This window comes from Variovorax sp. Root318D1 (genome assembly GCF_001424835.1).
Taxonomy (GTDB): Bacteria; Pseudomonadota; Gammaproteobacteria; order Burkholderiales; family Burkholderiaceae_C; genus Variovorax.
The window spans coordinates 357,015-369,906 of record NZ_LMCQ01000023.1 but is presented as its reverse complement, the minus strand read 5'-3'; the positions used below and the strand labels follow the sequence as shown (position 1 = coordinate 369,906).

Sequence of the window (12,892 nt, the reverse complement as noted above, 5' to 3'; positions counted from 1 at the left end):
GTGTGGGGGCTCAGCTCGCCTCGTGGGCTTGGGGATAGATTTCGCCGGCGCGCAGCAGCGCCAGCACGGTGTCCCGCTTGCGGATCAGGTGCGCAACCAGCACCCTGCGCATGGCCGGCGCGTCGCGTGCGGCCAGCGCCTGAATCATCTGTTCGTGCTCCTCGACCGCATGCTTCCACTTGGCCTCGTCCTGGTTGGTGCGAAAACGCAGCGACTGCACGCGCGCGTTGATCGAGCGGTAGGTGTTGGCCAGCACCGGGTTGCCGGCGGCCTCGTTGATGGCGGTGTGGATGCGCGCGTTGAGGCGGTAGTAGCCCGAGAGATCGCGCCGCGTGAAGCAGGCCATCATTTCGTAGTGCATCGCGCGCACCTCGGCCAGCTGTTCGTCGGTGATGCGCTTGGCCGCCAGTTCGCCTGACATGCCTTCGAGCATGGCCAGCACCTCGAAAGTGTCGACCACGTCGTTCTCGGTGAGCTTGACGGCCACCGCTCCGCGGTTGGGCAGCAGGTCGACCAGCCCTTCGGCCGCCAACAGCTTGATGGCCTCGCGCAGCGGCGTGCGCGACACGCGCAACTGAAGGCACAGCTCGCGCTCGTTGAGCTTGGCGCCCGGGGCAATGTGCCCCTCGACCAGCATCGTGCGCAGGCGCGCAGCCACTTGGTCGTGCAGCGCGAGGCGCGAGATTTCGATGATTTCTGCAGTCATGCTGTTTTCCTTGAATGCATTTTGAATGCAAAAAACGGCACCAACAATCCCTATGAATGAGGGTAAACCAGCATGCTTAATTAAGTTTTGAATGCAAAACTGAAAGCGAAAGGACAGTCCATGCTTCAACTCGACATCCATCCCACCGGCCGCCACTTCCTGCAGATTCCCGGCCCGAGCCCGGTGCCCGACCGCATCCTGCGCGCCATGAGCCTGCCGACCATCGACCACCGCGGGCCTGAATTCGGCACGCTGGGCCTCAAGGTGCTCGGCGGCATCAAGCAGATCTTCAAGACCAAGCATCCGGTCGTTATCTACCCCGCCTCCGGCACCGGCGCATGGGAAGCCGCGCTCGCCAACACGCTGAGCCCGGGTGACCACGTGCTGATGTACGAGACCGGCCATTTCGCATCGCTGTGGCAGAAGATGGCCACGCGCCTCGGCCTTTCGACCGAGTTCCTCGCGTGGTCGGGCAAGGATGACCAACTGCCGGCCGCGCCAAGCTGGCGCCGCGGCGTGCAAGCCGACCTCATCGAGGCGCGCCTCCGCAAAGACACCGAAAAGAAGATCAAGGCCGTGTGCGTGGTGCACAACGAAACCTCCACCGGTGTCACCTCCGACATCGCCTCGGTGCGCAAGGCCATCGATGCGGCGGGCCACCCTGCGCTGCTGATGGTCGACAGCATCTCGGGTTTGGCGAGCGCCGATTTCAGGCACGACGAATGGGGTGTGGACGTCACCATCAGCGGTTCGCAGAAGGGCCTGATGCTGCCGCCCGGCATCAGCTTCAACGCGCTCTCGCCGCGCGCAGTCGAAGCCTCGAAGAGCGCGAAGCTGCCGCGCGCGTTCTGGGCCTGGGACGAGATCGTGGAGATGAACAAGGACGGCTACTGGCCGTACACGCCCAACACCAATCTGCTCTACGGCCTGTCGGAGTCGCTCGACATGCTGCTCGGCGAGGGCCTGGATAACGTCTTTGCGCGCCACCAGCGCTGGGCGGCCGGCGTGCGCGCGGCGGTCAATGCCTGGGGCCTGCCGATCCAGTGCGCCGACCCGGCCGTGTATTCCCCCGTGCTTACCGGCGTGATCACGCCGGAAGGCGTCGATGCCGATGCGTTGCGCCGGCTCATCCACCAGCGCTTCGACCTGTCCCTGGGCACGGGCCTTGGCAAGCTCAAGGGCCGCATGTTCCGCATGGGCCACCTGGGCGACAGCAACGACCTGACGCTGGTGGCCATGGTCGCGGGCGTCGAAATGGGCATGAAGCTCACGGGCATCAAGCTGGCGGGCAGCGGCGTGCAGGCCGCAATGGACCATTTCGCGAACCACGCGGCGGCGCCTGCCGGCCTGCAGAAAAAAGCCGCGTAGTCGCCAACACCGGCACGCATCGGACCCACCACCCCATGGAGACAAAGATGATGCAGAGACGTTCGCTGATCCAGGCCGCGGGTGCCGCAGCCGCCACGCTGGGTGTGCCCCGGCTCTTCGCGCAGGAGTGGCCTTCGGGGCCGGTGCGCATCGTGGTGGGCTTTCCGCCGGGCGGTGGCACCGATGCGTTGGCGCGTGTGGTGGCCCAAAAGCTCACGACGATGTGGAACCAGCAGGTCATCGTCGAGAACAAGGGCGGCGTGGCGGGCGTGCTGGCGGCCGAGTATGTGTCGCAGCAGCCCAGCGACGGCAGCACGCTGCTCATGGCGCACATCAACAGCCATGCGCTCGCGCCCAGCCTGCAGCCCAAGCTGCGCTACAGCGTGGAGCGCGACTTCGTGCCGATCGTGCTCGTGGGCGTGACGCCCAACCTGCTGATTGCCAGCCCGGCGCAAAAGGCGGTTACGGTGAACGACATCGTGGCTGCCTGCAAGGCCTCGCCCGGCACGGTGAGCTTCGGCTCCGCGGGTGCGGGCTCGGCGCAGCACCTGGCGCTTGAAATGTTCAAGCTGCAGGCCAAGGTGGATGCGCTGCATGTGCCATACAAGGGCAGCGGCCCGCTCTTGGCCGATCTGATGGGCGGCCAGATTCAATACAGCTTCGAGACCATGACCGCGGCCACGCCGCACGTAAAAAGCGGCCGGGTGCTGGCCGTTGCGCAGACCCGTGGAAAACGGGTCAAGGGCCATCCCGGCGTACCGACGATGCAGGAGCAGGGCTTCGCCGGTTTCGAGGCCACCACCTGGTATGGCCTGGCAGGTCCGGGCAAGCTACCGGCGAGCGTGGCCGAAAAGGTGAATCGCGATGTCAATACCGTGCTCGCGATGCCCGACGTGCAGGAAAAACTCGACACCTACGGCGCAGAAGACGGCGGCGGTACGCAGGACAAGTTCAAGCAGTTCATCGCCACCGAGATCGCCAAGTGGGCCAAGGTGGTGAAGGATGGCAAGGTGCATGTGGATACTTGACCTGCTGCCTGTTCAGGGCGCGCTCCCGCCGACGGGGTACCTTGCTCCGCGAATGTCCCCCGGCCTGCGGCCTCCTCCTTTATTTCGCTGCGCAAGGCACCCCATCGACGTGAGCGTGGTCGATCGCACGGAACAAGCGCAGCGCCCAATGTGCACAGGGCACCGGGTACTCCCCGCAGCGAAATAAAGGAGGAGGCGAAGCCGGGGGACATTCGCGGAGGGGAGTACCCGGTGGCCTTTGCACGCGCCCCGAAAAGCGGCAACTGACAAAATCACAGCAATGAACCCATCCATGAAAGCCCTCGCCGACGCGCTGATCGCCGCGCGCCAATCCAATCGCACACTCGACGCTGCACCCTTGGCCGACACGCTTCAAGATGCAGTGCAAGCCTACGAAGTGCAGGACGCCGTCGCTTCCGCACTCGGTTGGTTCAAAGCCGGCGCCGTGCCGGGCTGCTGGAAGTCCGGCGGCGGCTCGCGCAGCGCAACGCTCACGCATGCGCCGCTGCCTCCGCACGGCGTGCGCACAAGTCCGGCAGACTTCAGTGATCTCGTCTTTCACGCACCCGGCATCGAGGCTGAAATCGCCCTGCGGCTCGGGAAGGACGTCACACCCGCCATGGCCGCGACGCTCGGCCACGAAGACGCGGCTTCACTGATCGATGCAATGGCGGTTTCGGTGGAGATCGTCGATTCGCGTTGGCAAGACCTGCCCGCCACACCTGCATTGCTGCGCCTCGCCGATTCGCAAGTGCACGGCGCGCTCGTGCTCGGCGAATGGCACCCCTATGCGGCTGTCGACTGGGCTTCGCAGCGCTGCGAAACGAAAGTCGGCGATTCGGAAACGGTGGTGCGCGAAGGCACCCATCCGCTGGCCGACCCGACATGGCTGCTGCCCAACTGGCTGCGCCATGTCACGCGCCACGGCCAGACCGCGCCGGCCGGCACCGTCGTGACCACCGGCTCGTGGGTCGGCGTGCTGCCCTGCCGCCGCGGCGATCAGGTGACCGCGGAATTCGCCGGCATCGGCGCCGTGCGCTTGCTCGTGTAGCGCCCTCCTCCCACGCCCGAGCACGCCAGCAGGAAGTCGAGCACCGCGCGCACGCGCGCCGGCAAGGTGCCGGCCTTGCCGATGTACACGGCGTGAATCGGCTCCACCTCGCCGGGGTTGAATTCTTCGAGCAGCGGCACGAGGCGCCCCGCGTCGATGTCGTGCTGGATGTGATACAGCGACAGCCGCGCCACGCCCGCACCCGCAATGGCCAGCTGCCGCAGGGTTTCGCCGTCGCCCGCGCGCACCGGCCCGGCGACGGGCAGCGCGATCATTCGCCCGTCCACGCGCAGCGGCCAGTCGGGCGTATTACGCCGGTAGCTCCAACCCAGGCGGTTGTGGGCTTCCAGTTCCTGCGGCGTATGCGGCGTGCCGTACTTGGCAAGGTAGTCGGGCGAGGCCACGATGGTCTGGCTGGTTTCGCCCAGGCGCCGTGCCACCAGGTCGGACGATGGCAGTTGGCCCCACCGAATGGCGATGTCGGCGCGCTCGTCCATCAAATCGACGACGCGGTCGGTCAGCGCAATGTCGAGCGTGATCTGCGGGTGCAGTTCCAAGAGGCGCGGCACCAGCGGTACCAGCTTGTGATGCCCGAAGGACACGCTCGCATTGATGCTCACGCGCCCGCGCGGCGCTGCGCCCGCGGCAGCGCAACGCTCGGCCTCGTCCATGTCGGCCAGCACGCGCGTGCTGCGCTCGTAGAAATGCAGGCCCTCGGGCGTGAGCTGCAGCTTGCGCGTGGAACGGTGGACCAGCTGGATGCCCAGCCGCAGCTCGAGGCGCGCGACCAGCTTGCTGACCGCCGAAGGCGTCATGTCCAGCAGGCGCGCCGCGGCGGAAAAGCCGCCGGACTCGACCACCTGCACGAAGGCTTCCATCTCGCCGGAGCGGTTGACGTCGATGCGCGGCATGTCGGTTCCTTGTGCCTTTTATTGTGAATTCAACTCACAAGTCCATATCCATGCGGCATTCTAGTCATCATCGGAAAGAACCCGCACAGTAGAGCCATCATGCCAATCGCTCTACTTGCCCTCACCGCCGGTGCCTTCGGAATAGGCACCACCGAATTCGTCATCATGGGCCTGCTGATGCAGGTCTCGATGGATCTCAAGGTCTCCATCACGGCGGCCGGCCTGCTGATCTCGGGCTATGCGCTCGGGGTCGCGGTCGGGGCGCCGCTGCTCACCATCGCCACCCGCAAGCTGCCGCGCAAGACCGTGCTGCTCGCGCTGATGGCGATCTTCACGCTCGGCAACCTGGCCTGTGCACTCGCGCCCAACTATGAGCTGCTGATGGCCGCGCGCGTGATCACCTCGCTCGCGCACGGCACCTTCTTCGGCGTGGGTTCGGTCGTGGCCACGGGCCTCGTGGCACAGGAACGGCGCGCCTCGGCCATCGCGATCATGTTCACCGGGCTCACCGCCGCCACGCTGCTGGGCGTGCCAGCCGGCGCGTGGCTCGGGCTGCAGTACGGCTGGCGTGCCACCTTCTGGGCGGTGACGCTGATCGGCGTGCTGGCTTTTGCGGTGCTCGCGCTGTTCGTGCCGCGCGTCCGGGCCGAGGCCAAGGCCGCACCGCTGCGTGACGAGCTCGCGGTGCTTGCGCGCCCGCAAGTGCTGCTTGGCCTTGCAATGACAGTGCTCGGCTTTGCGGGCGTGTTCGTGGTGTTCACCTACATCCAGCCCCTGCTGACGCAGGTCACCGGCTTGCCGGAGTCAGCCGTGTCGCCGATCCTGCTGGTGTTCGGCGGCGGCCTGGCCGTAGGCAACATTCTTGGCGGCAGGCTGGCCGACAAGTCGACCATGCCCGCGGTGCTCGGCACGCTGGTGGCGCTCGCCGCCGTGCTCGGCGCGATGCAGTTCACCATCGGAACGCCGTTCACCGCCGTGGTGTTCGTCGGCCTGCTCGGCATCGCGTCTTTCGCGACCGTGGCACCCATGCAGCTGCGCGTGCTCGAGAAGGCCTCGGGCGCGGGCCAGAACCTGGCATCGAGCCTCAACATCGCGGCCTTCAACCTCGGCAATGCGCTCGGCGCGTGGGCGGGCGGCGTGGTCATCGACCATGGCCCGGGCCTGCGCGCACTCGGCTGGGTGGCTGCGCTGCTCACGCTCGCGGGGCTGGCCATTGCGCTCTGGAGCCGATCGCTCGATCGGCGCGAAGGCAGCGCCTCGCCGGCCGATTGCGCCTCGGTGCAAGCCTGACGCGCATCACTTTTTTCTACGACAAGGACAACATCATGGAACAACGCTTTCTCGGCCGCTCCGGCTTCAAGGTCCCCGCGCTCGGCTTCGGCGCCGGCACCTTCGGCGGACAGGGGCCGCTCTTCAGCGCCTGGGGCAACACCGACGTCGAAGGCGCGCGCGGCATTGTCGACCTGGCGCTGGATGCCGGCGTGACCCTGTTCGACACGGCCGACGTGTATTCGAACGGCGCTTCGGAATCGATCCTTGGCGCGGCGCTCAAGGGCCGGCGCGACAAGGTCATCATTTCGACCAAGCTGGCGCTGCGCGCCGGCGACGGACCGAATGACGTCGGCGCCTCGCGCCACCACCTGATCGCCGCGACCGACGCCGCGCTGAAGCGCCTGGGCACCGACTACATCGACATCCTGCAGCTGCATGCCTTCGATGCGATGACCCCCGTCGAGATGGTGCTCGACACGCTTGACGACCTGGTGCGCGCCGGCAAGGTGCGGCTCATCGGCGCGTCCAACTTCTCGGGCTGGCAACTGATGAAGTCGCTCGCGGCCTCCGACAGGCTCGGCCTCCAGCGCTTCGTCGCCAACCAGACCTACTACTCGCTGATCGGCCGCGACTATGAATTCGAGCTGATGCCGCTGGGCATGGACCAGGGCGTGGGCGCCATCGTATGGAGCCCGCTGGGCTGGGGCCGCCTGACCGGCAAGGTGCGCCGCGGCCAGCCGCTCCCCGCCGGAAGCCGCCTGCATGAAACCGCCGGCTTCGCACCGCCCGTGGACGACGAGCGCCTGTATCGCGTGGTCGATGCCATGGACGAGGTGGCCGAGGAAACCGGCAAGACGCAGCCGCAGATCGCGCTCAACTGGCTGCTGCAGCGTCCCACCGTGTCGAGCGTGCTGATCGGCGCGCGCAACGAAGAGCAGCTGAAGCAGAACCTGGGCGCGCTCGGCTGGCAGCTCAGCGCGGATCAGATCAAGCGGCTCGATGCAGCCAGCGCCGTGACGCCGCCCTACCCTTACTACCCTTACTGGAACGGGCAGTTTGCGGAGCGCAGCCCGGTGGCGGTGTGAGCGACTGAAGCAGATGAACGCCTAGGCCAGTGCGGCGTCTGGAGAGCGCTCATTCGTCAGCTTCCCGCTGAGCTGATCCACCAGTCGGTCGACTTCCTGCTCGGCCTTTCGAAGCGATTGCGCGAGCTCCTCGCCGCCGAATTCGTCCGACTCCACCGCCGCCTCGTGCACGTCGGTAATGCCGATGTAGCCGAACACGGAGCGCACCGAGCTTTCGGTATGGTTCAGGTGCGCCACGCGTCCGCCTGGCCCGTAGCCGTGATCGCCACGCGCGCCGAGCAGCACCATTCGCTTGCCCGAGTCGGCAAGCATCGGCCAGTAAGGCACCGCGCCGCGTGCGCGATCGAAGCCGAAGGTGCGGCCCACGCGCACGATGTTGTCGATATACGCCTTGAACTGCGCGGGGACGCTGAAGTTGTACATCGGCAAGCCCACCACGATCAGGTCGGCGGCAACAAGCTGGTCGACGAGCCGATCGCTCTCGGCCAATACCTCGGCCATCCAGGGTTCACGCTCGGCGGGAGCGGTGAACGCGGCGTGGATCCATCGGCCGTTGACGTGCGCAGGCGGATGCTGGCCCACGTCGAGATAGTCGACGTGGTCGTTTGGGCGGGCCTTGCGCCAACGCTCGACAAAGCGCGCGGAGAGCCGGCGCGTGTGCGAGCCGTGAGCCTCGATGCCGGAAAGCCCGGGACGGGCACTGGTGTCGATATGGATAAGGTTCATGGTCATCAATGAGTGAGTTGATCTGTTCTGTCTGCTGCATTCAAAATGACTGCACAGGCCTCTAATCTAGAGACGCACGTAGACTGCGACAAACGATAATTTCTCCATCAATGAATGAAATTGGCTCATCTGTTCGGCGACCACGCAGCTTGCCGCCTCTGCTCTCGCTGCGCGCATTCGAAGCGGCTGCCGCGCATCTGAGCTTTCAGCGCGCTGCGCACGAGCTTTCCGTCACGCCGTCGGCCATCAGCCATCAGGTGCGCTCGCTCGAAGACACGCTCGGCCGGCCGCTGTTTCGCCGGCTCACGCGGCAGCTGGCGTTGACACCCGCGGGTCAGCGGCTCTTCGACGACTTGCGCGCGGGCTTCGATGCGCTCGAGGCGGGAATCGAGAGGCTGCGCCAACCTTTCGCATCGCAGGCCGTCACGCTCACCGCCAACACTGCCTTTGCCGCACGATGGTTGCTGCCGCGCATGGCAGGCTTTCGCAAGGCCTGCCCCGGCATCGAACTGCGGCTGCATGCCAGCGACACGCTGGTCGACCTGGCGCGCGGCGATGCCGACATTGCGGTGCGCTCCGGCAGCGGCAACTGGCCCGGGCTGACAGTGAGCGAGCTGATGCCCGAACGCTACGCGCCGCTGTGCAGCCCAATGCTGGGCCTGAAACGGGTGAGCGATTTGCCGAAGCACCAGCTGATCCATTCCGATTGGCAGCCCGCCGCGGTAGCTCCGGCACCGTGGTCGCGGTGGTTCCGCGAAGCGGGCGTTGCGCCGCCCAGGGGCCGGTCGATGAAGGCCGCCGGCCTGTCGTTCTCGGACGAAACCCACGCCATCCTGGCCGCGCTCGCGGGCCACGGCGTGGCACTGCTGAGCCTCACGCTCGCAGCCGAAGAACTGCGCAGCGGCGCGCTGGTGCAGCCTTTCGGGCCTGCTCTCGATACCGGGAGCTACTTTCTCGCGGTGGCGAGCGGTCGGGAAGACGAACCGGCGATCCGGGCCGTTTGGAAGTGGATCGCTACGCAGGCTGGAGCCAAGTGATCAGCGCACAAGAAGCTCAAGCCCCTCGCAACTGCTCCCGCAGCTTTTGCCCGATCTCGGGCCGCTCGAGGAATGGGTCTGCCGGATTCTTGACCGCGACGATGTTCTCCATGCGGCTGCGCACATTGCCCAGCGCCTTGGGGTGGCTGAACACGTAGAACTGGTTCTCGCTGATGGCGTCGAACACCTTGGCGGCGACTTCGGCCGCGGTGATCTTGCCGCTGCTCACGGCCTTGTTGCTCATGGCCTGGCCGATGAGCTGGCTCTTGGTGAGTTCGGCTTCCTTGGGGGCGTTGGGGCGGTTGCGCTCGCTGCTGGTGATACCGGTGGGCACGAAGTACGGGCACAAGAGGCTCGCGCCGATCTGGTCGGTGACGAGGTTCAGGTCCTGGTACAGGGTTTCGGTCAGGCTCACCACCGCGGCCTTGGCGGCGTTGTAGATGCCCATGTTGGGCGGCGTGAGCAGCCCGGCCATGCTGGCGGTGTTGGTGATGTGGCCGCGGTAGCCCGGGTCCTTGGCGGCGGCTTCGAGCATCATGGGCGTGAACAGGCGCACGCCGTGAACCACGCCCCACAGGTCGACGCCGAGCACCCACTCCCAGTCGGCCACGGTGTTCTCCCACACCAGGCCGCCGGCACCCACGCCAGCGTTGTTGAAAACGAAGTGCGGTGCGCCGAAGCGCTCCTTCACCGCAAGGGCCAGGTCCTCCATTTGCGCGGCGTTCGACACGTCGACCTTGCGCGCGAGCACCTGCGCGCCGGCGGCTTCCATCTCGGTCCGGGCCTTGTCGAGCGCGTCCTGCTGCACGTCGACGAGCACGAGGTTCATGCCGCGCGCCGCTCCGATGCGCGCGCACTCGAGGCCGAAGCCCGAACCCGCGCCGGTGAGTACGGCCGTCTTGCCCTTGAAGTCCTGAATCATTTGCCGGTGTCCTTCTGCGTTGAATGTCTGTCTCTGACGTTGGAACCTCTATTGAAATACCAAACGCGCGCCAGCGCAGTCACGAAGGTTCCCGCGTTCCGCACCGCCAAAGACCATCAAGCCTCCGCTTTCTTGAGCACGTAGCCAATGCGCGGAAAGTGCACGTGCACCGTGCCGATGCGCTCGTTGCTGCGCTCCAGCGTGTAGTGCGTGCGCGTGGCGGCCACCAGCGTGCCAGGGGTTTCCTCGAGGCCGAAGCTCTCGGCGCGCACCGTCACGGCGGTGCCGAGCGGAATGCCGTGGTCGTCCTGGAAGGTGCTGTCTGTCAGCAGCGTGTGCGGGGTGGCGGCCTTGGCGATCGCAATGGCTTCTTCCGCGCTGGCTTTTTCGATCGTGCCGTGACCGATGGCGGCCATGCGGTCCATCCAGTCGATGACCGCGGGCGTGAGGTCGAGGATGCCGCGCACCGAGTCGATGCGGCGCGTGTACCAGAGCGGGTGGTAGGCCGAGAAATCGGCGATGCACGGCACTTCGCCCAGCAGGTAGGGCTTGTCGTCGAGCATGTCCGACAGCCGGCGCAGGTATGACTTGTAGGCGCTGGTGGCGTCCGCCGGGCGCAGCCGCGTCATGTTGGCCGCGCTCATCCTGCCGCGGTCTTCGCCGAAGGCCTTGGCCATTTCGGGCGGCGCCTTGGCGAACACCTCGGCTGCACCCCGGGGCTGCAGGCTCCAGGCCATCGCGGCCCAGAAGAGCGTGGTGTCGGCCCACTGCGCGAGGATGCGCGACATGCCCTTTTCGGGCTCGGGGTAGAGCGTGGACTCGGGCTGCAGGTGCTCGAGCACGTCGGCGATGAGCGCGCTGTCGCAATACATGTCGGCGCCGATCTGCAGGAATGGCGTCTTGCGGTAGCCACCGGTGAGCACCTCCACCTCGGGCTTGGGCATGATGGGTGGAATGAGGACCGACTTCCAGGGCAGCTTCTTGGCGCCGAGGATGAGGCGCACCTTTTCCGAGAACGGCGAGGTGTTGTAGTGGTGCAGGATGAGATCGGCCATGTTGTTGTTCCCGTGGAGTGCTTGGATATTGTTGCGTTCAGAGCGGCTGCGCGCGCTCGATGATCGAATCGAAATGGGTGCCCGCACCCAGTGTGCCAAAGGCGTTGCCCCAGTCGCCGCCCAGGCGCGATGCGCAGAAGGCATCGGCCACGGCCGGCGGCGCGGTTTGCGCGAGCAGCGAAGCCTGCACCGCCAGCGCCACGTCCTGCGCCAGGCGGCGCGCCTCGGCTTCGGAGGCCATGGCCTCGATGCGCGCCGGCAGCGCATCGGCCAGCCGGTCGAGCGACGCATGGTGTCCCCGCGCCGGCGCCAGTTCCGCGGCGAGCGCGGCCACCGCATCGCCCTTACGCAGGCCGCGCAGCAGGTCGAGCGCCATGATGTTGCCGGCCCCCTCCCAGATCGAGTTGAGCGGCATCTCGCGGTAGATGCGCGCCATGATGCCTTCGCCGCCCTCCTCGACGTAGCCGTTGCCGCCGAGGCATTCCATGGCCTCCTGGGCAAAGTGACTGCCGCGCTTGCAGATCCAGAACTTGGCGACCGGCGTGAGCAACCGGGCCATGAGCCGCTCGTGCGCGTCGTCGGGGTGGTCGAAGGCGCGCGCGAGGCGGATGGCCAGCGCCGTGGCGGCTTCGCTTTCTAACGCGAGGTCAGTCAGCACGTTCTTCATGAGCGGCTGGTCGATCAACGGCTTTCCGAAGGCGCTGCGCTGACTGGCGTGGTTGAGCGCAATGCTCAATGCCTGCCGCATCAGGCCGCTGGTGCCCAGCGCGCAGTCGAGCCGGGTCATGGTGCCCATCTCGAGGATCTGCGGAATGCCGCGCCCCTCTTCGCCCACGAGCCATGCGCTGGCGCCGTGGAACTCGACCTCGGAGCTGGCGTTGGCCTTGTTGCCGAGCTTGTCCTTCAGGCGCTGGATGTGGATGGCATTGCGGGTGCCGTCGGGCAGCACGCGGGGCAGGAAGAAGCAGCTCAGTCCGGCCGGCGCCTGCGCCAGCACCAGGAAGGCATCGCACATGGGCGCCGAGAAGAACCACTTGTGGCCGGTGATGGCATAGCGCTCGCCCCAGTCGTCGCTGCCGTCGCGCGCGGCCCGCGTGGTGTTGGCCCGCACGTCGGAGCCGCCCTGCTTCTCGGTCATGCCCATGCCGATGGTCACGCCGGGCTTCTCCTTGACGAAGGCAAGCGACGGGTCGTACCAAAGGCTCCCGAGCTTGGGGCCCCAGTCGGCGTATACCGCGGTATTGCCGCGCAGCGCCGGCGTGGCCGCGTAGGTCATCGAGACGGGGCAAAGAATCGACGGCTCCAGCTCGGTGAAGAGCATGAAGCCGGCGGCGCGCTCGACGTGCGGCGAGGCAGAGATGGCGGTCCAGGGCGTGCCGTGCAAGCCAGCACCGACAGCGGCGGCCATCAAGAGGTGATAGCTCGGATGAAACTCGACTTCGTCGATGCGCCGCCCGAAGCGGTCGTGCGTGTGCAACTCCGGCGTGTGGGTGTTGGCGAGCCGCGCATGCGCCTGCATCTCGGCCGAGCCGAGGGTGACACCGAGCTCCTGCAGCTGCGCCACGTGCAACTGAGGTGCGTTGAATTTCAATGCATCGCGAAGGGGCCGGTTGGTTTCGAAGAGGTTGTAGTCCACCAGCGGCTCGGGCTGGTTGAAGACCTCGTGCGTCGAATTCATTCGAATACCTCCGTGCTTCGCACTGCGGTGCACACCTGCTTGGGACGGCTCGG

The 12,892-nt window shown here is 66.6% G+C and carries 12 protein-coding genes; 6 read left to right on the top strand and 6 right to left on the bottom strand.

Annotated features, from left to right (window positions below; all coding sequences use genetic code 11):
• Positions 1 to 10: 10 nt before the first annotated feature.
• Positions 11 to 706, bottom strand: a complete 696-nt coding sequence (locus ASC78_RS22595; protein ID WP_055806566.1) for a GntR family transcriptional regulator — start codon at positions 704 to 706, stop codon at positions 11 to 13.
• A 120-nt stretch (positions 707 to 826) separates the two neighbouring features.
• Between ASC78_RS22595 and ASC78_RS22590 the strand changes: the two genes are divergently transcribed.
• From ASC78_RS22590 to ASC78_RS22580, 3 genes are all read left to right on the top strand, one after another.
• On the top strand, positions 827 to 2,074 hold the full coding sequence (locus tag ASC78_RS22590) for a pyridoxal-phosphate-dependent aminotransferase family protein (RefSeq protein WP_055806564.1): 1,248 nt from the start codon (positions 827 to 829) through the stop codon (positions 2,072 to 2,074).
• 50 nt (positions 2,075 to 2,124) lie between these two features.
• Entirely contained in the window at positions 2,125 to 3,102 is a 978-nt protein-coding gene (locus tag ASC78_RS22585) for a Bug family tripartite tricarboxylate transporter substrate binding protein (protein ID WP_055806778.1), read from the top strand.
• A gap of 292 nt (positions 3,103 to 3,394) precedes the next feature.
• Positions 3,395 to 4,153: a 2-keto-4-pentenoate hydratase gene (locus ASC78_RS22580; protein ID WP_200934350.1), complete on the top strand. Its 759-nt coding sequence runs from the start codon at positions 3,395 to 3,397 to the stop codon at positions 4,151 to 4,153.
• Here ASC78_RS22580 and ASC78_RS22575 read toward each other — a convergent pair.
• Positions 4,102 to 5,064 (bottom strand): LysR substrate-binding domain-containing protein, encoded by a 963-nt coding sequence (locus ASC78_RS22575; protein ID WP_055806558.1) that lies wholly within the window; start codon positions 5,062 to 5,064, stop codon positions 4,102 to 4,104. The two genes, ASC78_RS22580 and ASC78_RS22575, sit on opposite strands and share 52 nt — an antisense overlap.
• A 99-nt stretch (positions 5,065 to 5,163) precedes the next feature.
• On the opposite strand from ASC78_RS22575, the gene ASC78_RS22570 reads away from it, so the two are divergent.
• Together ASC78_RS22570 and ASC78_RS22565 are read left to right on the top strand one after the other, a co-directional pair.
• Positions 5,164 to 6,354, top strand: coding sequence for an MFS transporter (locus ASC78_RS22570; protein WP_055806556.1), 1,191 nt, complete (start codon positions 5,164 to 5,166; stop codon positions 6,352 to 6,354).
• Between the two features lie 35 nt (positions 6,355 to 6,389).
• On the top strand, positions 6,390 to 7,421 hold the full coding sequence (locus ASC78_RS22565) for an aldo/keto reductase (protein WP_055806775.1): 1,032 nt from the start codon (positions 6,390 to 6,392) through the stop codon (positions 7,419 to 7,421).
• 21 nt (positions 7,422 to 7,442) lie between these two features.
• On the opposite strand, the gene ASC78_RS22560 is transcribed toward ASC78_RS22565, so the two are convergent.
• The gene (locus ASC78_RS22560) at positions 7,443 to 8,153 is read right to left on the bottom strand and encodes an FMN-dependent NADH-azoreductase (RefSeq protein ID WP_055806554.1); all 711 of its coding nucleotides are present in this window, start codon (positions 8,151 to 8,153) and stop codon (positions 7,443 to 7,445) included.
• Positions 8,154 to 8,257: 104 nt separating this feature from the next.
• On the opposite strand from ASC78_RS22560, the gene ASC78_RS22555 reads away from it, so the two are divergent.
• Positions 8,258 to 9,184 carry a LysR substrate-binding domain-containing protein gene (locus tag ASC78_RS22555; protein ID WP_055806552.1) on the top strand — a complete coding sequence of 309 codons (927 nt, stop codon included), beginning with the start codon at positions 8,258 to 8,260 and terminating at the stop codon, positions 9,182 to 9,184.
• Positions 9,185 to 9,200: 16 nt separating this feature from the next.
• Here ASC78_RS22555 and ASC78_RS22550 read toward each other — a convergent pair whose 3' ends face one another.
• The 3 genes from ASC78_RS22550 to ASC78_RS22540 all read right to left on the bottom strand — a co-directional run bounded on the left by ASC78_RS22550 (position 9,201) and on the right by ASC78_RS22540 (position 12,839).
• On the bottom strand, positions 9,201 to 10,106 hold the full coding sequence (locus ASC78_RS22550; RefSeq protein WP_055806549.1) for an SDR family oxidoreductase: 906 nt from the start codon (positions 10,104 to 10,106) through the stop codon (positions 9,201 to 9,203).
• A gap of 116 nt (positions 10,107 to 10,222) precedes the next feature.
• Positions 10,223 to 11,161: a glutathione S-transferase family protein gene (locus ASC78_RS22545; RefSeq protein ID WP_055806545.1), complete on the bottom strand. Its 939-nt coding sequence runs from the start codon at positions 11,159 to 11,161 to the stop codon at positions 10,223 to 10,225.
• Positions 11,162 to 11,198: 37 nt separating this feature from the next.
• Entirely contained in the window at positions 11,199 to 12,839 is a 1,641-nt protein-coding gene (locus tag ASC78_RS22540; RefSeq protein WP_055806542.1) for an isovaleryl-CoA dehydrogenase, read from the bottom strand.
• Positions 12,840 to 12,892 lie beyond the last annotated feature (53 nt).